Here is a 19,528-nt window from a genome sequence, read left to right on the forward strand (position 1 = left end):
GTTAGCCTTCCCCTGTTGAAACCAGTCGCAGCCGCGCCGGCTGCGTGCCGAGCGCGGCGAAAAGTGGCCGGAAGCCGGCGCTTGTCAGCCCGTCGAGCGCGGTCAGGATCGCGTCCTGCCAATCGGGCGCGACGCTCGCCGCGCCGATGCGCCGGAATTTCTCGGTAACCTGCGCCCGGTTCATCGGGTTGGCGACGTCGCCGAGCGGGTAGGGCACGCTCAGGCTGCGCGGACCATCACCCTGGTCGATGACGACGCGGCAGGGCGTGCTCTTCGGGAAGGCGGCCGCGAAATCATCATGCGCGGAGAGCTCGATCCGGCCGGCGAGTTCGAGCACCTGCGGATCGCGGAGATGCGCGGGGTCGACCGGCTGCAGGGCGGCGGCGCCGTGGATCGCCGCCAGCGCGCAGCTGAAATAATAGCTGTACTGCCCCCCTTCGAGCGTCTGCGGTGCCCGCTCGTTGGCGAGGCCAAGCCCGCGCGGAAAAGTCTCGATGCGCAGCGACAGGATCGGCTTGCCCAGCTCGCGCAGCGCCAGGATGGCATCGACGGCGGCATGCATGTAGCGGCAGCAGGCATAGGGCTTGAGGTAGCAGTCCTGCAGCCACCAGCGTTCGCCGAGCCCGCCGGTCAGCACGCTGCGGGTAAAACGGTCGTCGCGGTCGAGCAGGTCGCGCGGGCCGGTGGCGCCGGCCCGCGCCCGGTAGGCGCCGGTCAGCCCGGCGACGACGGCGGGCGGAATGACCTCCTTCACCGTGCTGCCTTGATACTTGGAAGAACCCATTGGGAAGCTGATCGGCCCCTCGGCCCCGGCGATCGCCATGGCATGGGCGAGCGCCGCAGCGTCGAGCCCGAGCAGGCGCCCGGCCGCGGCGGCAACGCCGTAATTCACCCAGCGGCCGCTGCTATAGGTCTCGATCGTCGGTGTCGGCCGCGATGTCGCGACCCGGAGCGCGACGTCGTAGCCGAGCGTGATCGCGTCGAAGATGCGCGCGTCGGAGGCGTCGAGCGCCTGGCCGACGGCGAAGGCGGCCGGGATGACGCCGGCCCCGGCATGGCCGGCGGCGCCGCGATGGCCGTCGTCGATATCGAGTGCGCTCGCCGCTGCCGCATTGGCCATGGCGGCGCCGGCGACACTGAGCTTGGTGCCGGTCAGCCAGATGCCAGCCGGGCCCGAGCCGTAGAGCTGTTCGGCGGCGGCTCGGGCGGCGATGGCGAGCCGTGAATCGAGCCCTGCGGCGGTGGCCCCGATGAGGTCCGCGACCAGGAGAGAGGCGCTTTCGCGTGTCTCTGCCGGTAGGGAGCCTTCAGGGTGGTCGGCGACGAAGGCGGCGAGTTCCTCGATGGCGTGCATGGTTCGCGTTCCGGCTCCTGAATGACTAGCTCGCCCGGCGGATGAAATGGCCCTCAGCCATCATCTCCCAGCTCTGCGGTGGCGGGCGGTAGCCGACGGGCTTCATCGGGCTGCGCGGCGGCGTGGCGTCGACGCGCTGGGGCGGCCGGCCGCTGCGCTGGTCGGGATGGGTGATCGGGATCGCCGAGAGGAGCCGCTGCGTATAGCCGTGGCCGGGCCGGCCGATCACGTCGTCGCGCGCGCCGATCTCGACGATCTCGCCGAAATACATAACTGCGACGCGGTCGCAGATGCGCTCGACCGCCGCCATGTCGTGGCTGATGAAGAGGTAGGAGACCCCGAACTCCTTCTGCAGGTCGATCATCAGGTCGATGATCTGCGCCTTGATCGCGACGTCCAGCGCCGAGACGGCCTCGTCGGCGATGATCAGCTTCGGCGACATCGCCAGCGCCCGGGCGATGCAGATGCGCTGGCGCTGCCCGCCCGAGAATTCGTGCGGCAGGCTGGTGGCGCGCGACGGATCGAGCCCGACCCGCTCCAATAGCCATTCCATCTTGGCGCGTGCCTCCTTGCCGGAGGCGATGCCGTGGACCTGCATCGGCTCGATGATCGCCGAACCGATGCTCTGGCGGGTGTCGAGCGATCCGAACGGGTCCTGGAAGATCATCTGCACGTCGCGGCGCAAGCTCGCGAGACTCTTCGGATCGGCATAGTCGATGCGGCGGCCGGCGACGGTGATCTCGCCGGAATGGCGCGGGGCGAGGTCGATGATCGCCTTGCCGATGGTCGACTTGCCCGAGCCGGATTCGCCGACGAGGCCGAGCGTCTCCCCCTTGCCGATGGCGAAGGAGACCTGCTCGACCGCGTGGACCTCGCCCTTGAGACGCCCGAACAGGCCGCCACGCGAGGGGAAGCGGACCGAGAGGTCGCGCACCTCCAGCACCGGCGCATCGCCGCGGAAGGAGAGGGGCACGCCCTCGACGCCGCGCGCTGCGATGGCGCCGTCCGTGAGCTTGCCGACAAGGCTCGGCGCTGCCGCGATCAGGCTGCGGGTATAGGCGTCGCGCGGATTGGAGAAAACCTCGTGGACCGTGCCCTGCTCGATCGCACGACCGCGGCGCATGACGAGGACATGGTCGGCGATCTCCGCGACCACGCCCATGTCGTGGGTGATGAACAGGATCGCCGTGCCGGTCTCGCGCTGGAGTTCCTTGAGCAGCGCCAGCGTCTGCGCCTGCACGGTGACGTCGAGCGCGGTCGTCGGCTCGTCGGCGATGATCAATGCCGGGTTGCAGGCCAGCGCCATCGCGATCATCACGCGCTGGCGCATGCCACCGGAGAAGGTATGCGGGTAGTTGTCGATGCGCTCCTCGGGATCGGGGATGCGGACCTTGCGCAGCATCTCCAGCACGGACTCGCGCAGTTCCGTGCCCTTGAGGCCGCGATGGATGCGGATGGCCTCTCCGATCTGATCGCCGATGCGCTGGACCGGGTTCAGCGAGGTCATCGGCTCCTGGAAGATCATGCTGATCTGGCCGCCGCGTACGCCGCGCATCTCGGATTCGTCGAGCGTCAGCAAATCGCGGTCGCCGAGCTTGACCGAGCCGCTCGCCCGCCCGATCCGCTCGGGCAGCAGGCCCATGATTGCGAGCGAAGTCACGCTCTTGCCCGAGCCGGATTCGCCGACCACGGCGAGCGTCTCGCCGGCGGCGATCTCGAAGCCGAGATCATGCACGACGGTGGTGGAGCCGAAGGCGATGGTCAGGCCGCTGACCGACAGGACCGGCTTGTCGCTCGTATTCTTGCCGACCATCACGAGGCGTCCTTCAGACGGGGATCGATCGCGTCGCGCAGGCCGTCGCCGATCAGGTTGAAGGCGAGCACCAGGATCAGGATCGCGAGGCTCGGGAAGAGCGCGAGATGGAACGAGCTCAGAATGTTTTCGAAGCCCTCCCGCACCATGCCGCCCCAGGTCGGCGTCGGCGGGGCAAGGCCGAGCCCGATGAAGGCGAGCGAGGCTTCGGTGCGCACCGCCGTCGCCATCCAGAGCGAGGTCATCACCATCACCTCCGGCAGGATCGCCGGCAGGATGTGGCGGAACAGGATGCGCCCGCCCGAGAAGCCCATGGCGCGGCAGGCCTGGACATATTCGCGGTCACGCTGGGCGATCACGGCGGCGCGCGCGATCCGGGCGAAGGCGGGCGTGGCGGTGAAGGCGATGGCGATGACGATATTCGTCATGGTCGCGCCCATCAGGGCGACGAGCGCCAGGCCCAGGATCAGCGAGGGGAAGGCGAGGATGACGTCCATCACCTGCATGAGCAGGATGTCGGTGCGCCCGCCGCGATAGCCCGCGGTCATCCCGATCAGCGATCCGATCACCAGGGCGGTCAGGATCGCGAAGAGCCCGATGGCGAGGGAGTAGCGCGCGCCGAAGAGCAGCCTCGACCAGATGTCGCGGCCGAACTGGTCGGCGCCGAGCAGGTAGCCGCCGCCGGGCGGGGCGAGCTGGTCCATGATGCTCTGCTTGGCCGGCGGATGCGTCGCGAGATAGGGCGCGAAGATCGCGGCCAGCACCAGCAGCACGACGATGGCGATGCCGGCCCAGGTTGAGAGGTTGAGCCGGCCCAGCACGCCGCGGAAGGCGTTCTGGCGGTCGGCAGGGCGAGCGGTTTCCGCTGCAGTCTCGCTCATTTGTACTGCACCCTCGGATCGAGAAAGCCGTAGGTCAGGTCGGTCAGCAGGTTCACGACGACGACCATCAGCGTGTAGACGACGATCATCCCCTGCAGCAGCGTGTAGTCGCGCTGGCTGAGCGCGGTCAGGATCAGCTTGCCGAGGCCGGGGCGCGAGAACACGATCTCGGTCAGCACCGAATTGCCGATCAGGATGCCGAGATAGAGGCCGATGACGGTGGTGATCGGAATCAGGCAGTTGCCGAGCGCGTGCGACCAGATCACTGCCGAGGCGGAGGCGCCCTTGGCCCGCGCCGTGCGGACGAAATCCTGGCTGAGAACCTCTAGCATCGCCGAGCGCGTCACGCGGGTGATGTAGGCCATCATGATCAGCGCGAGTGCCAGCGTCGGCAGCGCCATTTGCCGCAGCCGCTCGGTCAGCGTTTCGGCGCCGCCGGCGCTGATCACCGGGAACCAGCGGAACTGGATGGCGAAGACCATCAGCAGGATGATCGCCGCGACGAAGGCCGGCAGGGAGAGACCCAGCAACGAGAGCAGGCGCAGCACATAGTCGGGAAGCCGGTTGCGCCGGACCGCGGCCCAGACGCCGGCGGGGATGCCGAGCGCGGCGCCCAGGATCAGGGCCGCGATGGTCAATTCCAGCGTATAGGGCAGGACCGCGAGAATCTCCTCCGTCACCGGCCGGCCCGAGATCATCGAGGTGCCGAGATCGCCCTGGATCGCCTGGAGCAGGAAGCGCCCGTACTGGACGAGGAGCGGCTGGTCGAGGCCGAGCCGCTGGCGCAGCGCGATGACGCTGGCCGGGCTCGCCTGGTCGCCGAGGATCACCAGGACGGGATCACCCGGCAGGATCCGCACGATCAGGAAGACCAGCGTCAGGACGCTGAACAACGTGACGACGGCGAAGCCCAGACGCCTCGCCAGGAATGACACCATCCGGTTCGCCCCCGCATTGTCCGACCAGCGATGGAGCTGGCGGCTGCCTTTGGCGGCCGGTTCGCGAGCGCTCCTAGACGTCTCGACGCTCCGGCAGCGTCCCTAGCGGAACGGACAAACCGGCCCTTGTCAACAAATTCCTGTATTCGGTATGATAAGGCTATATTTGTTCTGATAATCGGAATTATTGCCGTGACGAAGCCTCTGAGTTCCTCGTCGAATGCCGAGCGGGCGCTGGACATCGTCCTGGCGCTCGGCGAGGTCGGGCCTGAAGGTCTGAGCCTGGCGGAGATCGCCGAGCGCATGGGCTGCGCCAAGTCGGCGGCGCATCGCAGCCTCGTCGCCCTCTTGCAGAAGGGCTTCGCCGAGCCGACGGGCCGATACGGCCATTACCGCCTCGGCTCGGCCGTGCCGATGCTGGCGCGGCGACAGGAGCGGCTCGAGCCGCAGGTGCAGAAGATCCGTCCCGGCATGACCGAATTCGCGCGCCGGACGGGCTTCACCGTCTACCTGATCGTGCAGTCCGGGGTCGATGCGGTCTGCGCCGAGATGATCAGCCGCTCGACGCGGCGCCAGTTCTCGATGGGTGTGGGCTACCGTGTGCCGATGGGCGTCGGCGCAGGCAGCCTCGCCTTGATGTCGCTGCTGCCGGACGCCGCGATCCAGCAGATCATCGAGGCGAATGCCGAGCGCTACCTGAAGCACCCGTCGGGGCGCCATGTCGATGGCGATGTCATCCTGGGGCAGGTCGCCGATGCGCAGCGCCGCGGCTACGCACTCAACATGGGCTACTATTTTCCGGGGCAGGGCGGCATCGGCTTGCCGCGGGCCAGCCAGGCCCCCCATGACGTCAACATGGCCGTCTCCTTCAACGCGCCGCTCGAAATGATGACGGACGACTGGGTCGAGAGCCAGATCGGCGCGCTCAGCGAATGCCTGCCTTGAGTGGTGATGTTGGCCGCCGGAACGGGTGGCAGATCAGCGTTTGGCCCGTGCCTTGCCGTCGATGGTGCCGAGGTCGAGCGTCACGCGCCTGATCGAAATATCCTCGGGATCAAGCCTGACCTCGAAACCCAGATCGCGGCAGAGCGCCAGCATCGGTCCGTTCTCGGCCAGCACCTGGCTATGGACGCGCTCCAGCTGCTCGGCCCTGGCCCAGTCGATGATCAGCTCCATCAGCGCACGGCCGAGCCCGATCCCCTTCAGGTCGGAGCGCAGCAGGATCGCATATTCGGCCTCGACATGGCCGGGATCGGCGTGAAGGCGAACGGCGCCGGCGGCGTCCCCGCTGCCTTCCTCGATGGCGATGAAGGCCATCTCGCGCGCATAGTCGAGCTGGGTCAGGCGGGCGAGGAAGGCGTGGCTGAATGATTTCAGCGGCGCGAAGAAACGCAATCGCAGGTCCTCCGGCGTGACCCGGGCCAGCATAGCGCCGATCGGAAGCTCGTCCTCCGGCTTCATCGGGCGGATGAAGAAGCGCCGCTCGCCGAGCGCAAGCTGCAAGGTCCAGCTTGCCGGATAGGGCCGGATCGCCGGGTGGCGGCGCCGTGCCGGGGCCGGCTCCAGCACGACGCGCGCGTCGACCGTGATGACGCCTTTGGCATCGGCGAGGATCGGGTTGAGGTCCATCGCGCGGATTTGCGGAAGGGTGGAGGCGATGTTTCCCAGCGCCACCAGGACAGCCGCGATGGCGCGCCGGTCGGCGGCGGGAACATCGCGATAGGCAGCCAGGATGCGGGAAACCCGCGTCCGGGCGATCAGGTTCTCGGCGGAGGCGAGATCCAGCGGCGGCAATGCGACATGCGTATCGGCGATGAGTTCGGCTGCCGTGCCGCCGCGCCCGAAGACGATGATCGGACCGAAGCAGGGGTCGACGGCAAAGCCGGCGATCAACTCGCGTGCCTTGGCACGATGCGCCATCGGCTGCACCATGAAGCCGGCCAACCGCGCTTCCGGCCGCAACTCCCGCAAGCGCACGATCATGCGGTCGGCCGCCTCCCGCACAGCCTCCTCATTGGCGAGGTCGAGCTCGACGCCGCCGACATCCGATTTATGCGCGATATCCGGCGAGACGATCTTGAGAGCGACTGTGCGTCCGGCTGCGAACTGCACCTTGGCGGCCTCGGCGGCTCCTGCGGCATCTGTCGCGATGACGAGACCGAGCGTGGGAATCCGGAACAGGGCGAGCAACTGCGCGACCTCATCCGGTTCGAGCCAGCTGCGGCCTTGCCCGATCGCCTGATCGACGAGCGCGGCGGCAGCGGCAATGTCCGGCTGATCGCCTTCATCAAGCGCGAGCGGGGTCGCCATCAGTTCCTTGAGCAGGCGGGCATGGCGGGTCAGATGCTGGAAACCGAGGATCGCGTCCTGCTCCGTCGCGAATGAGGGAATGCCGGCAGCTGCGAATATCCCCGCCATCTCCTCGCCGCCCCCGACCCATACGGCCAGAACCGGTTTCTGCGCCGACGACGTCGAGCGGGCCTCGGCCACGGCGCGGGCGCAATCGGCTGGTTCGTCCGGTGCGAGCGGGGCGTTGAGTGCCAGCACGGCGTCGATATCGCTCTCGGCCAGCAGGCGTGTCACCGCTTCACGGTAGTCCTGTGCCGTCCGGACGATCTCCGGCTCCCGGTCCAGGCGATCGACGCCGCCGGCCTGCCGCAATCGCGCTGCGGCGAGCGCTGCCAGCCCGTCGCCATTGCTGACGATCGCCAGCCGGCCGGCATCGGCGGCGCGGGCGCGTCCCAGCGTCTCGGCCGCCGCGAAGAGCTCGTCGAGATCGCTGACCCGCAGCAGGCCGGCCCGGTGGAAGGCGGCCTCATGCGCGGCGTCGCTGGTCACGATCAGGGCCGAATGCGTCAGGGCCGGCCATGCCGGCTCCCGGCGCGGCGGCTTCAGCACCAGCACCGGCTTGAGCCGTGCGGCCGCGCGCGCCGACGAGAGAAAGCGGGCGGCATCGGTGACGTCGTCGATCGCCAGCAGGATGGTGCGCGTCGACGGGTCGGCGCCGAAGTGATCGAGGCAGTCGGCGATATCGACATCGGCGCCTTCGCCCAGGACGACGGCTCCGGAAAGCCCGACACCGCGCCTGGCAGCCCAGGCCATGATGCCGGCCGCCACGGAATTGGACTGCGCGACGAGGGCAAGCGAACCCGCAGCCAGATGCACCGGGACAGCGGTCGCGTTGAAGCCGAGACGCGGCGCGGCGAGACCGAGCGACGACGGCCCGATCAGGCGCAGGCCGGCGGCCCGTGCCGCGCTTCGGAGGCGATCGCAATCGGCGGCTGCGCCATCGGGCACGAGAAGCCCGGCACAGCCGCGCCCCGTTGCGGCAGCCAGCACCTGCTCCGCAATCGCGACGGGGGCTATGAGGAGATCGCAGGGCGGCAGCGCCGGCAGAGCGCTCGGATCGGCAAGCACGGTGAGTTCGCCGCGATACGGCTCCGCGCGGATCTGTGCCACCAGCACATCCGTTTCGGGAGAGCCGGCGATCGCCGTGACCGTCCGGGGTTCAAGCGCGCGTCTGAGCAGGGCGAGCGTCATCGGTCGGCGGTTTCCGTTCTCGGGAAGACCAGCAGACGCGATTCCCGGCCGTCAAGCCAGACGTCTTCTGCGAACGTGTTCCGCGAGCCTTTCAGGCGATGGCGAACGGCCTGCCGCCGGGGCTGCTATCCTTGTTCGCAATCACTCCGTCAGAGCCGTGCCAGACGGCGATCGATCGCATCCTGGAGATGATACCACCCGCTGACGATCGGCAGGAACCATGGGCGGCCATCATAGAGCGGCACCGGAATCTCCGGGAAGGCGGGGTCGTCGAAGGCGCTTTTGCGGTTCTGCTTCCCGAGCAGCTTGAGGGCTGACTGGTGGCCGAGATAGGTCATCAGCGCGACACCGTTGCCATTGCAGCCGACGGCGAAATCGATACCGCCGAGCTTGCCCATATGCGCGATCTTGTCGGCGCTCATGCCGACCTTGCCGCTCCAGCAATGGGTGACCTTGTAGCCCGCAAGCTGCGGCCAGACCTTCAGCATCATGGCGTGGAGGCGCGGCGCGGCCTCGCGTTCCGGCAGGGTGAACAGGCCCGGCCGGCTGCCGAACAGGATGCGCGTGCCGTCCGGCGACGGGCGCGTATAGATCAGCTCACGCTTGGAATCGGTGATCATGCGCCGGCCGGGATTGATCTCGGCCATCAGCTCCGGCGGCAGCGGCTCGGTCGCAATCTGGTAGCTGCGCACGCCGACGATGCGCTTGTGCAGGAAGCCGCTCGCCTTGTCGGTGTAGCCGTTGGTGCCGAAGAAGACGTGGCGGGCGCGAACGATCCCGCGCCCGGTCCGTACCGCGTGAAAACCATCGGCGACGGGGTCGACTCCGAGAACGGGCGCATGCGAGCGCAGCCTGGCGCCATTGGCCTGCGCGAGGCGGCGCAGGGCGCGATGGTACTTCGCCGGATGGAGGCCGCCATAGTCGTCGATGACGATGCCGCCATGGTAGAAATCCGTCTTCGTCACCTCGTGCTGCCGTGACTTCGGAATCTCGTGGACGGTGACGCCGGTATGCCTTGCCAGCAATTCGCCATGGCGGCGCAGCCGGTCGTAGTGACGGGGGACGTGGGCGCCGAAATAGCGGCCGAAGACGCCGAGATCGGCATCGAGCTCTTTCTCGTGGATCAGCGACTTGAGATGCTCGTAGGAGGACAGCGAATCCTCCAGGAGCCGCTCCATGCGGGCGGCATCGACGCCCTTGATCGCGCCGCCGATCACCAGCTTCTGACCGCTCGAGACCATGCCGCCCGAGCGCGTCGAGGCACCGGCGCCGAGCTCCTCCGCATCGACGACGGTGACGTCGACGCCATTGCGCGCAAGCTCAGCCGCCGCCGAGAGCCCGCAATAGCCGGAGCCGACGACCAGGACATCGGTCTCCGCCGGCAAAGGGTCGCGCGCGGTTTCGGGCGGGGCTGCATCCCACCAATAGGGATCGGTGGTGAAGTTCGGCGCCAGCACGCCGGCAGGCTCAGGCATGGGCGGCCTCTCCGAAGGATCTGATGCTGGACAGGAAGGCGCGGGTGCGTTCGTGGCGGGGTGCGTCGAAGAAGGCACCCGGCGGCGCCTCCTCGACGATCCGTCCCTCGGCCATGAACACGACGCGATCGGCGACCTCGCGGGCAAAGCCCATCTCGTGGGTGACAACGACCATGGTCGTGCCCTCGCGGGCGAGGTCCTTCATCACGTCGAGGACGCTGCCGATCGTCTCGGGATCGAGTGCCGATGTCGGCTCGTCGAAGAGGATCGCCTTCGGCCGCATGGCGAGAGCGCGGACGATGGCGACACGCTGCTGCTGCCCGCCCGACAGGGCTGACGGATAGTCCTGCGCCTTGTGGGCGAGGCCGACGCGCGTCAGCAGCGCCCGTGCTTCCTCCTCGGCCTTGGCGCGCGGAACGCCGCGGCGGCGCTCCGGCGTGATCGTCATGTTGCGCAGGACGGTGAGATGCGGGAACAGCGCGTAGTCCTGGAAGACCATGCCGACCTCGGTTCGCATCTGCTGCCAGGCGCGCTCATGGTGGATGTCGACCGGGCTTCCGGCGATATGGAGCGTGCCTTCGTCCGGCCTGACGAGGCCGTTGATGCAGCGGATCAGCGTGCTCTTGCCGGAGCCGCTCGGCCCGATCAGCACCACGACGCTCCCGGCCTCGACATCGAGGTCGATGCCGTGCAGCGCCTGATGCGCGCCGAAGCGCTTGGCGATGCCGCGCAGGCTGATCAGCGGGGAGGCGCTCATGCGGCGAGTTCCCGCATCGCGCGTTTCAGCGCTTCCCGCGCATCCTTCAGGTCACTGCGCTTGCGTGCGAGAATGCCGCGGCGATTTTCGAGCCGCGCCTGCGCCGCCTCCACAGCCTCCGCGACCCTGTCCGGTGCCGGCCCGCCGGGGACGAGGCGCGCGGCGACGCTTGCCGCCGGGTCGAGGCTTTCGCGGACATGGTCCGCCGGCAGGCCGAGCGGCCGGCCGAGCTGCTCCTGGGCTGCCGCGTCGACCATCGCGGTGGTGATGCCGTCAGCCGCCAGGCCGGCATCCATCGCGGCGCGGACGACCCCGCCCACGACGTGATGCGCCTCGCGGAACGAGAGATCGGCTTCCCGGACCATCAGGTCGGCGAGATCGGTCGCGGAGGCGAAATCCTCGGTGACGCGTCGCTTCATCAGCGCGGCGTTCGGCCGGGCCGTCGCGATGATGAGGTCGAACAGCGAGAGGCAGCGCAGCGTCTCCTCGCCCGCTTCCCAGACACCGCGCATGCCCTCGCGGTTGCCGTCGATGGTGTTGGTGAAATGCGTCGCTTTCACCGCCGTCGCGGACGCGACATAGAGGCCCAGCAGATGGCCGGCCTTGCCCTTGAGGTGTTCGAGAACCACCGGGTTCTTCTTCTGCGGCATGATGCTCGAGGTCCCGGTGACGCGGTCGGGGAACTCGATCGTCTGGAATTCATGCGAGACCATCACATGATAGTCCTGCGCCACGCGGCTCCAGCCCAATGCGATCTGGGTGAGCGCCGACAGGATCTCCAATCCGAAATCCCGGGTCGCGACGGCATCCAGGGCATTTTCCACCAGCCCCTCGAAACCGAGTGAACGCGCCACCGCCTCGCGGTCGATCGCGAAGGTCGTGCCGGCAAGCGCGCCTGCTCCGAGCGGACTGATATTGGTGCGCGCCCAGGCATCCGCGAGCCGGCCATGGTCGCGTTCGAGCGACTGTGCGACGCCGGCGAGATAGAAGCCGTAGGTGATGGGCTGCGCCGGCTGGAGATGGGTGTAGCCGGGCATCACCACGTCCCGGAAGCGGAACGCGCCGTCGAGCGCATGCTCCTCGACCGAGAGAAGCGCCTGGCTCGCATCGAGCAGCAGGTCGCGGGCCCGCAGCCGGTCGATCGCCGCCGTCAGGTCATTGCGGCTGCGGGCGATATGCATCCGCCCGCCGGCCTCGGTGCCGATCAGCTTGATCAGATGGGCTTCGAAATTGAAGTACGCATCCTCGCGCTGCGGGTCGAGCTCGACGACCTCGGGCCCTTCCTCCTCCATGCGCAGGAGCCCGCCGGCGAGCGCTTTGGCGGCCTGCGGGGAGATCAGCCCGCAACGGGCAAGCATCAGCACATGCGCTTGGTTGAGGTCGCTCATATGGTCGAAGACCGTGCGGAAATCCCGTGCAAGCCGCGGCGCATAGATGTGCTCGCAGACTTCTTCGGCGACCTTTTCGGTCAGGCGGCGGCTGACTTTCGATTCCATGGCGGCTTTCCCGGTATGCAGGTGAGTTTGCGAAGGATCAGGGCAATTGCGTTGCCGGCTCGGCCGGGGAGATCGCCTCCGGCCGGGTTTGCGGGCGGTCGCTCTTCAGCCGGCGCTCCAGCCAGCGGCCGAACCAGCTCAGCGTCGAGCAGATGACGAAGTAGGTGAGGAGCACCGCGGCATAGACCGTGAAGGCCGGATTCCAGCCCTCCATCATCGTGGTGCGCTCGACGATGATCTGGCCGACCTTGAAGAACTCGTTGACCCCGACGAGCGCACCGAGCGACGTCGCCTGCACGAGCAGCGTGAGCAGCCCGACGAAGGGCGGAAGGATCGCGCGCAGCGCCTGTGGACCGGTGATGAAGAGATAGATTTCCCAGGTCTTCAGCCCGAGCGCGGCGGCGCTCTGCCATTGATGCCGCGGGACCGCATTGAAGCCGCCGCGGACGATCTCGATGCCGTTGGCGCTGCCCCAGACCGAAAGCCCCACCGTCACGGCCGCGAAGGGCGAGAGCTCCAGCCCGAACAGTGGCGCCACGAAAAACACGAAGAAGATGTTCACGACCAGCGGGATGTCGCGGAAGAGCTCGACATAGATCTTCACCAGCACGCGCAGCCAGCCGAAGCGCAGCGTCGCCAGCGTGCCGAGCAGGAAGGAGATGATCGTCGCGAAGAACAGCGTCGCCAGCGCCAGGCCCAGCGTCATGGCAAGGCCTTGCAGGATGAAGGGGAGGTTGCGGATCAGCAGGTCCATCTCGCCCCCCTCAAAGCCTGAACGGGGCGTTGAGCCGGTATTCCAGCCGGCTCGCGAAGAAGGAGAGGGTGAGGACCAGCAGGAGGTAAATCACGCAGATCGCGGCGAACATCTCGATGGTGCGGAAGTCCATCGAGATCCGGTCGATCGCGACATAGGTCAGCTCGGCGAGGCCGATCGCCTGCAGGTAGGAGGAGTTCTTGAGCAGCGAGATCGAGGTGTTCAGCATCGAGGGCAGGCCGACGCGGATCGCCATCGGCGCGGCGACGAGCCGAAAGAAGCGCCAGGGCGACAAGCCCAGCGAGAAGGCGGCCTCGCGCAGCCCCTTGCCCACGGTTTCAAGCCCGCCGCGAACATTCTCGATCTGGTAGGCTCCGGCCCAGACCGTGAGGCAGAGCACGCCCGACCAGAACAGCGAGAGCCTGAGGCCCTGGCCCGGCAGGCCGTAAAAGATGAAGAAGAGCTGGGCGAGCAGCGGCGTGTTGCGGATGAACTCGACATAGCCGACGACGAGCTTGCCAAGCACCGGAACCTGCAGCACGCGCGCCGCCGCGCCGAGCACGCCGACGAGGATGGAGAGCACGATCGAGAGCGCGCTGACCTGTACTGTCAGCCACAGGCCGCGCATCAGCGCGGGCCACTGCGCGTTGAGATAGGCGACGTCGAATTCCATGGCACGCGCTCCTCCGCTGCCAGGTATCGGGTTGCCGGGAGCTCAGATCGCTCCCGGCGCTTGCCTTTCGCTCAGCGCGCGGTCGGCTTCGGCTTGGTGAAGGCGTCGACGTAGAAGGGCCTGATCTCGGCCGGGATCCACTTCTCGACCCATTTCGCGTAGAGGCCCTCGGCCTTCATGCGATCGAGGGCTGCATCGACATAGGCGAGCCATTCGGGTTCGTTCTTGCGCACGCCGACGGCAGCGTCCGAGACCGCGAAGGACTCGCCGACGAGGCGCAGGCTCGGGTCCTTGGCGGCGATGACGACGAGCGTCGCGGCATCATGAGTATAGGCGTCGCCGCGGCCCTGCTTGAGCGCCTGCAGCGCATCGGACGCCGTGTTCAGCCGCATGCTCTCGAGCTTGGGCATGTTGTCCTCGAACCATTTCGCCTGGGTCGAGCCCTTGAGCATGATCACGGTCTTGCCGGCGACATCGTCGAGCTTCTTGATCGGGCTGTCCTTGGCGACGAGCATGTCCGAGCCGCCCCAGCGATAAGGCTTGGAGAAATCGACCACGCGGGCGCGCTCGGGCGTGACGCCGAGCGTGGCGATCAGGATGTCGACCTTCTTGCCGGCCAGCTGCGGGATGCGGTTCTCGGCCGTCACGCAGGTCAGCTCGATCTTGTCCGGCGAGCCGAAGGCCCAGGCGGCGATCTGGATCGCCATGTCGGTCTCGACGCCGGCAAACTTGCCGGTTTCGTCCTTGTAGCCATAGGGCGGCTGGTCGCAGCGCACGCCGGCCTTCAGGATGCCTGCGGATTTGATCGCTTCCGGCAGCGGGGGCAGGCCCTGGGCCTGAGCTCCGACCGAGAGCGTGAAGACGGCGGCTGCGGCAGCCGAGAGCGCCGATAGGAGCGAGACATAGGTGGTCATCCGTTTTCCCTCTTCTGTTGGACCGATGGATCGGTTCTCTGTGGTAAGGCGCCGGTCGTTGCCGGCTGCGCGAGCGCCTCTTCGGAGGCAGCTTCGTTCCAGGGCCTTGCGGCCAGGTCGGTGTCGCCGGGATCACGGGAGCCTGCTCCCGTGAGCACGATCACGGCGTGGCGGCCGGAAAGCCCACCATCCGCGGCGATGGCGGCGAGCGCAGCCAATGCGGAGGCTGCGGACAGTTCGGCATGGAGACCGCAGGCTGCGAGACGACGCTGTGCCGCCCGCGCCGCGCCATCATCGACAGAAACGGCACGGCCGGCGCTGGCGCGCAGGGCCGCGACGGCCTGCCATGTCACCGTGCTGCCGGCGATCGAAGCCTGGGCGGTATCGCCCGCGAACTGCTCGCGATAATCGGCGCCGGCGAGCACCCGCTCGAGGCGCGCGAAGGGCTCGGCTGCGACCAGCATCGGCAAGCATGCGCCGATCTCCTCGAAGCCGAGGCGGATGCCGGACAGGAGGTCCCCGCGCGAACAGGGCACGACGACGAGATCGGGCATCGTCTCCGACGCGAGCTCGGCCGCGATCGTCTTGTAGCCTTCGATGCCGAACGGGTTGGTGCCGATGGCCGGCACCTTGTAGTTCGTCGCAGCGAAGGCGCCTTGCCCGACGCGTTTCGCGAGATGCTGCCAGCGCGCCATGCTGCCGGCAAAGCTGGCGATGCTCGCGCCATGTGCGGTGATGGCACTGCGGTAAACCTGCGGCAGGGCATCGGTCGTTGCGATCTCCGCGGCGAGCCCTGCGCGCGCCGCATAGGCTGCCACCGAGAGGCCGCCATTGCCGCTCGATGCCGCCACGACGCGCGGGGCGCCGCGATCGAGAGCCCGCGCGATCAATTGCGCGCTCATCCGGTCCTTGTGAGACCCCGTCGGATTGCACCATTCGATCTTGGCGGACAGCCTGCCGAGCTTCAGCGCGCGCGCCAGCTCAGGCAGCTCGACCAGCGGGGTCGCGCCTTCCCCCAGGCATGGCGTGTCAGGATAGGGGAGCGAGACACCGCGCTCGCCGGGCGCGTAGGTCAGCCGCAGATTGGATGCATGCCCCTCGGTCGCGCAGCGCGGACACCCGGCTTCGTAATCCGCAACCGGCCAGGGCTCTGCGCAGCGCAGGCAGACCATGCCGGTGAGGCGGGACGTCACAGCGGTGTTTGGGCGCGTTGACATGACCAAAAGTATTGCCGCGGCCAACTATCTGGTCAAATCTCAGTTTTTGGCTCTTCTATTCACTCCTGATATGAGCAGGCCTATGAATTTGAGGCAGGTGGACGCGTTCCGAACCATTATCCTGCGCGGCTCGATGACGGCGGCCGCGCAGGAATTGCGGACCTCGCAACCCAGTATCAGCCGGCTGATCGCCGAGCTGGAGGCCGAGATCGGACTTAAGCTGTTCGAGCGAAAAGCCGGGCGGATTCGACCGAGCCAGGAGGGCCTTGCCTTCTATCGCGAGGTCGAACGCAGCTATATCGGACTGGAGACCCTCTCCTACGCCGCGCGTGACATCCGCAACTTCGGGACCGGGCGCCTGCGCATCGCGGCGATGCCGGTGATGGCGCTGGGCTTCGTCCCCCGCTGCATCCGGCGCTTCAAGGAGCGCTTTCCGCAGGTCAGCGTCTCCTTGCAGATGGGCCATGACGGCACGGTGACGCGCTGGATGTCGTCGTCCTATTGCGACATCGGCTTCATCGCGAACGTGATCGACATTCCGCTCGTCGAGCATCGTCCGCTCTACATGATCCCCGGCGTCTGCGCGCTCCCGCCGGGGCACCGGCTTGCAAAGCGCGATCGCATCACGGCCAAGGATCTCGAAGGCGAGGCCTTCATCTCGCTCTCGCTGGAGGACGGTGCGCGGGCACGTGTCGATCGCATCTTCCAGGATGCGGGCGTGCGCCGCCATCTCGCGATCGAGACGCCCTTCAGCGCCGCCATCTGCGCGCTTGTCGAGCAAGGGCTCGGCATCGGCATCGTCAATCCGATCGCTGCCGACGATTACCGGCGCAGCGGTATCGCCTTCCGCCCGTTCAAGCCGGAGGTCATGTTCCACGGCCACGCGATGTTTCCCAGCCACTACCGCGCCGATCCGCTCGTCGATGGCTTTCTTGCCGTCGTGCGCGAAGAGCTCGCCGGATACGAGACGACGTCCGCGCATCGTGGCGAACCGCCCCCGAACGGGCCGATGTGATGCACCCGCACCCGCCTGTCGTGCGTCAGGCGCGATGGCCGGGCAAGACGCCTAGAGCATCGGCCCGAAAAGTGGAACGCGGTTTTCGGAAAATGCCGATGCAAATCAAAAGCCTAGGACACCGGACTGAATACCGTATTCAGTCCGGTGTCCTAGACCCCCAGATACCGCTGCAGGAGTTCGGGTTGGGCCCGAATCTCGCCGGTCGGGCCTTCATGGGCGATATGGCCGTTATTGATGATGTAGGCGCGCGTCGCCAGGGTCAGCGCGGCCGCGATGTTCTGCTCGACCAGAATGATCGTCTGGCCGGCCATCGCAAGCTCGCGGCAGGTCCTGACGAGGTCCTGCACGATCACCGGTGCCAGACCCTCGAACGGCTCGTCGAGCAGGATGATCTTGGGGTCGCGCACCAGCGCCCGCCCGATCGCGAGCATCTGCTGCTCGCCGCCGGAAAGATCGGTGCCCCGGCTCGTGCGCCTCTCCTTCAGGCGTGGAAATATCTTGTAGACGCGATCGAGCGGCCAGCGGCCCTTGGCGGTCAGCCCGGCCAGCACCAGGTTCTCCTCGACATTCAGGCTGCCGAAGATGCGACGGTCCTCGTGCACGAGCTGCATGCCGGCGCGCGCGATCATGTGGCTCTTGCGGCCGGCGATCTGCTCCCCGTCGAACAGGATCGAGCCGCTGCTCGGCTTCACCACGCCCATCAGGCTCTTCAGCATCGTGCTCTTGCCGGCGCCGTTGCGGCCGAGCAGCGCGACGACCTCGTTGCGATCGACGCGCAGCGCGACATCGAACAGGATGTGGCTGTCGCCGTAATGGGCATTCAGGCCGGTGACTTCGAGCATGCTCATTGGGCCGCCAACACATCGTGCACGCCGCCCAGATAGGCTTCCTGCACCTTGGTGTTTCCCTTGATTTCGTCGGGTGTGCCTTCGACCAGCACGCGCCCCTCCTGGAGCACGGTGACGCGCTCGGCGAGCTCGAACAGCGCGTCCATGTCGTGGTCGATCACGATCATCGTACGCCCCCGGCTGATCGACTTGAGCAGTTTGACCGTCTCGATGCGCTCGGCCGGGCTCATGCCGGCAAGCGGCTCGTCGAGCAGCAGCAGCGACGGCGAGGTGGCGAGCGCCAGCCCGATCTCGAGTCGCCGCTTCTCGCCATAGGCCAGTTCGGACACCTGGGCATCGCCCCGGCTGGCGAGATTGACCAGCGCCATCGCATGGTCGACCTGCTCGGTCAGCTCGGGGCTGTTCCTGGGATTGCTGAACAGGTCGAGCTTGAATTTGCCGCGGGTTTCGGCGAGCGCGGCGATCATCAGGTTCTCGCGGACGGTGAGCCGGTTGAAGAGCTGGTTGATCTGGTAGCTTTTGGTGAGGCCGAGCTGGCAGACATCGGCCACGCCCATTCCGGTGATGTCCTTGCCCTCGAACAGGATCTGGCCGGAGCTCGGAGGCACCTCGCAGGTCAGCATCTTGAAGAAGGTCGACTTGCCGGCGCCGTTCGGGCCGATGATGCCGCGCAACTCGCCGTGGTTGACGGTGAAGTCGATGTCGCTGTTGGCGACCACGCCGCCATAGCGCTTGGTCAGGCCGGTGGCCTGGAGGATGGGGCCGGAAGAGCGGTCGGTATCGCGGCGGCGGGCCGGCATCATCGCGACAGTCGGAGCGGTGGCGGGCACGCTCGCGGGAGGGACGACGCCCGCCCCGGGAGCCGTCTCCGCCCGCCGGCCGGCGACGAGACGGTAGAGATCGATCACGGCCCCGACGATGCCGTGGCGCAGGAAGCAGACCAGCAGCACGAACACGATGCCGAGGACGAGCTTCCAGGTGGCACCCAGATGCAGCGTGTTCTGGAAGAAGTCGCTGAGATAGAGCCAGACCGCCGCCCCGACCAGCGGGCCGAACAAGGTGCCGGCGCCGCCGATCGCCGTCTGCATCACGAGCTGGCCGGAGGTCTCGAACATGAAGGCATCCGGCGGCATGAACCCTTGCATCAGGCCAAGCATGCCGCCGGCAAAGCCGGCATAGGCCGCCGCCACGACGAAGGCGGTCAGCTTGTAGCTGTGGATGTCGTGGCCGAGCGCGGCGGCGCGCTGCGGATTGTCGCGGATCGCGGAAAGGATCGCGCCGACCGGCGAGCGCACGATGCGCAGCGCGATGACGAGGCCGACGAAATACCAGAATGCCAGGAACCCGTAGACCTGGAAATCGGTGTTGAATTCCAGCGTCGTGAAGCCGAGGAAGATGCTGGGCCTCGGCACGCCCGGCAGGCCGTTCTCGCCGCCCGTGAAGGCGGAAAGCGGATTGAACTCGACGAAGAAGAACACCTCCGCGATCGCGACCGTGATCATCGCGAAATAGATGCCCGTGCGGCGCAATGCGATCAGGCCGATCAGATAGCCGACGATCGCCGCCACGATCGTGCCGAGGAAGACGGCGGCCATCACATAGCCGAAGCCGGCTTCCGTCAGCAGATAGGCGGCGAACATGCCGCCGGTGCCGAAGAAGGCCGACTGGCCGAAGGAGAGGAGGCCGGTATAGCCGAACAGGATATCGAAGCCGAGGCCGAACAGGCCCCAGACCAGAATGCGGTTGATGGTGTTCGGGGTGAAGCCGAGATGGGGCAGCACGAACGGCGCCAGGATTAGCGCGATCGCGGTGATGGTCTCGGCGAGGAAGGGGCGTTGGCTGCGCATCGG

General features: G+C 67.5%; 16 protein-coding genes. 2 read left to right on the top strand and 14 right to left on the bottom strand.

Going from position 1 to position 19,528, the window contains the following annotated elements:
- Position 1: 1 nt before the first annotated feature.
- Genes FHT98_RS17235 through FHT98_RS17250 form a run of 4 tightly spaced genes read right to left on the bottom strand, consistent with a single transcriptional unit; the run spans position 2 to position 4,986 of the window.
- A complete protein-coding gene (locus FHT98_RS17235; RefSeq protein WP_142114757.1) occupies positions 2-1,354 on the bottom strand; it encodes an MmgE/PrpD family protein in 1,353 nt (450 codons plus the stop codon).
- 25 nt (positions 1,355-1,379) lie between these two features.
- Positions 1,380-3,167, bottom strand: a complete 1,788-nt coding sequence (locus FHT98_RS17240) for an ABC transporter ATP-binding protein (RefSeq protein WP_142114758.1) — start codon at positions 3,165-3,167, stop codon at positions 1,380-1,382.
- The gene (locus FHT98_RS17245) at positions 3,167-4,048 is read right to left on the bottom strand and encodes an ABC transporter permease (RefSeq protein WP_142114759.1); all 882 of its coding nucleotides are present in this window, start codon (positions 4,046-4,048) and stop codon (positions 3,167-3,169) included. Before FHT98_RS17245 ends, FHT98_RS17240 begins: the two co-directional genes overlap by 1 nt.
- Positions 4,045-4,986 carry an ABC transporter permease gene (locus tag FHT98_RS17250; RefSeq protein WP_142114760.1) on the bottom strand — a complete coding sequence of 314 codons (942 nt, stop codon included), beginning with the start codon at positions 4,984-4,986 and terminating at the stop codon, positions 4,045-4,047. Before FHT98_RS17250 ends, FHT98_RS17245 begins: the two co-directional genes overlap by 4 nt.
- A 192-nt stretch (positions 4,987-5,178) precedes the next feature.
- On the opposite strand from FHT98_RS17250, the gene FHT98_RS17255 reads away from it, so the two are divergent.
- Entirely contained in the window at positions 5,179-5,931 is a 753-nt protein-coding gene (locus FHT98_RS17255) for an IclR family transcriptional regulator (RefSeq protein ID WP_061968452.1), read from the top strand.
- Positions 5,932-5,964: 33 nt separating this feature from the next.
- Here FHT98_RS17255 and FHT98_RS17260 read toward each other — a convergent pair whose 3' ends face one another.
- The 8 genes from FHT98_RS17260 to FHT98_RS17295 all read right to left on the bottom strand — a co-directional run bounded on the left by FHT98_RS17260 (position 5,965) and on the right by FHT98_RS17295 (position 15,788).
- On the bottom strand, positions 5,965-8,526 hold the full coding sequence (locus tag FHT98_RS17260; RefSeq protein WP_142114761.1) for a bifunctional acetate--CoA ligase family protein/GNAT family N-acetyltransferase: 2,562 nt from the start codon (positions 8,524-8,526) through the stop codon (positions 5,965-5,967).
- 149 nt (positions 8,527-8,675) lie between these two features.
- A complete protein-coding gene (locus FHT98_RS17265) occupies positions 8,676-10,001 on the bottom strand; it encodes an NAD(P)/FAD-dependent oxidoreductase (protein WP_061968449.1) in 1,326 nt (441 codons plus the stop codon).
- Positions 9,994-10,758, bottom strand: coding sequence for an amino acid ABC transporter ATP-binding protein (locus FHT98_RS17270; protein ID WP_091857929.1), 765 nt, complete (start codon positions 10,756-10,758; stop codon positions 9,994-9,996). The genes FHT98_RS17265 and FHT98_RS17270 overlap by 8 nt, the downstream gene beginning before the upstream one ends.
- Positions 10,755-12,254, bottom strand: coding sequence for an argininosuccinate lyase (argH, locus tag FHT98_RS17275; RefSeq protein ID WP_142114762.1), 1,500 nt, complete (start codon positions 12,252-12,254; stop codon positions 10,755-10,757). The genes FHT98_RS17270 and argH overlap by 4 nt, the downstream gene beginning before the upstream one ends.
- Before the next feature lie 37 nt (positions 12,255-12,291).
- Complete coding sequence (locus FHT98_RS17280) at positions 12,292-13,008, bottom strand: amino acid ABC transporter permease (RefSeq protein ID WP_091857922.1); 717 nt, start codon at positions 13,006-13,008, stop codon at positions 12,292-12,294.
- 10 nt (positions 13,009-13,018) lie between these two features.
- Positions 13,019-13,681 carry an amino acid ABC transporter permease gene (locus FHT98_RS17285; protein WP_142114763.1) on the bottom strand — a complete coding sequence of 221 codons (663 nt, stop codon included), beginning with the start codon at positions 13,679-13,681 and terminating at the stop codon, positions 13,019-13,021.
- A 71-nt stretch (positions 13,682-13,752) separates the two neighbouring features.
- Complete coding sequence (locus FHT98_RS17290) at positions 13,753-14,595, bottom strand: transporter substrate-binding domain-containing protein (protein ID WP_061968438.1); 843 nt, start codon at positions 14,593-14,595, stop codon at positions 13,753-13,755.
- Positions 14,592-15,788: a pyridoxal-phosphate dependent enzyme gene (locus tag FHT98_RS17295; RefSeq protein ID WP_210244389.1), complete on the bottom strand. Its 1,197-nt coding sequence runs from the start codon at positions 15,786-15,788 to the stop codon at positions 14,592-14,594. The genes FHT98_RS17290 and FHT98_RS17295 overlap by 4 nt, the downstream gene beginning before the upstream one ends.
- Before the next feature lie 121 nt (positions 15,789-15,909).
- Here FHT98_RS17295 and FHT98_RS17300 point away from each other — a divergent pair, with 121 nt between their 5' ends.
- Positions 15,910-16,827, top strand: a complete 918-nt coding sequence (locus tag FHT98_RS17300) for a LysR substrate-binding domain-containing protein (RefSeq protein WP_200959644.1) — start codon at positions 15,910-15,912, stop codon at positions 16,825-16,827.
- 152 nt (positions 16,828-16,979) lie between these two features.
- On the opposite strand, the gene FHT98_RS17305 is transcribed toward FHT98_RS17300, so the two are convergent.
- Both FHT98_RS17305 and FHT98_RS17310 read right to left on the bottom strand, forming a co-directional pair.
- Positions 16,980-17,678: an ABC transporter ATP-binding protein gene (locus tag FHT98_RS17305; RefSeq protein ID WP_061968433.1), complete on the bottom strand. Its 699-nt coding sequence runs from the start codon at positions 17,676-17,678 to the stop codon at positions 16,980-16,982.
- Positions 17,675-19,525 (bottom strand): branched-chain amino acid ABC transporter ATP-binding protein/permease, encoded by a 1,851-nt coding sequence (locus FHT98_RS17310; protein WP_061969109.1) that lies wholly within the window; start codon positions 19,523-19,525, stop codon positions 17,675-17,677. Before FHT98_RS17310 ends, FHT98_RS17305 begins: the two co-directional genes overlap by 4 nt.
- Positions 19,526-19,528: the final 3 nt, after the last annotated feature.

Source organism: Allobosea sp. AK1 (genome assembly GCF_006714945.1).
GTDB classification, from domain to species: Bacteria; Pseudomonadota; Alphaproteobacteria; order Rhizobiales; family Beijerinckiaceae; genus Allobosea; species Allobosea robiniae.

Bases quoted from the DNA above. Each gene is read 5' to 3' on its own strand.
- FHT98_RS17235 (WP_142114757.1), bottom strand. From the start codon at position 1,354: ATGCACGCCATCGAGGAACTCGCCGCCTTCGTCGCCGACCACCCTGAA.
- FHT98_RS17260 (WP_142114761.1), bottom strand. From the start codon at position 8,526: ATGACGCTCGCCCTGCTCAGACGCGCGCTTGAACCCCGGACGGTCACG.
- FHT98_RS17240 (WP_142114758.1), bottom strand. From the start codon at position 3,167: ATGGTCGGCAAGAATACGAGCGACAAGCCGGTCCTGTCGGTCAGCGGC.
- FHT98_RS17265 (WP_061968449.1), bottom strand. From the start codon at position 10,001: ATGCCTGAGCCTGCCGGCGTGCTGGCGCCGAACTTCACCACCGATCCC.
- FHT98_RS17305 (WP_061968433.1), bottom strand. From the start codon at position 17,678: ATGAGCATGCTCGAAGTCACCGGCCTGAATGCCCATTACGGCGACAGC.
- FHT98_RS17270 (WP_091857929.1), bottom strand. From the start codon at position 10,758: ATGAGCGCCTCCCCGCTGATCAGCCTGCGCGGCATCGCCAAGCGCTTC.
- FHT98_RS17290 (WP_061968438.1), bottom strand. From the start codon at position 14,595: ATGACCACCTATGTCTCGCTCCTATCGGCGCTCTCGGCTGCCGCAGCC.
- FHT98_RS17285 (WP_142114763.1), bottom strand. From the start codon at position 13,681: ATGGAATTCGACGTCGCCTATCTCAACGCGCAGTGGCCCGCGCTGATG.
- FHT98_RS17280 (WP_091857922.1), bottom strand. From the start codon at position 13,008: ATGGACCTGCTGATCCGCAACCTCCCCTTCATCCTGCAAGGCCTTGCC.
- argH (WP_142114762.1), bottom strand. From the start codon at position 12,254: ATGGAATCGAAAGTCAGCCGCCGCCTGACCGAAAAGGTCGCCGAAGAA.
- FHT98_RS17250 (WP_142114760.1), bottom strand. From the start codon at position 4,986: ATGGTGTCATTCCTGGCGAGGCGTCTGGGCTTCGCCGTCGTCACGTTG.
- FHT98_RS17245 (WP_142114759.1), bottom strand. From the start codon at position 4,048: ATGAGCGAGACTGCAGCGGAAACCGCTCGCCCTGCCGACCGCCAGAAC.
- FHT98_RS17310 (WP_061969109.1), bottom strand. From the start codon at position 19,525: ATGCGCAGCCAACGCCCCTTCCTCGCCGAGACCATCACCGCGATCGCG.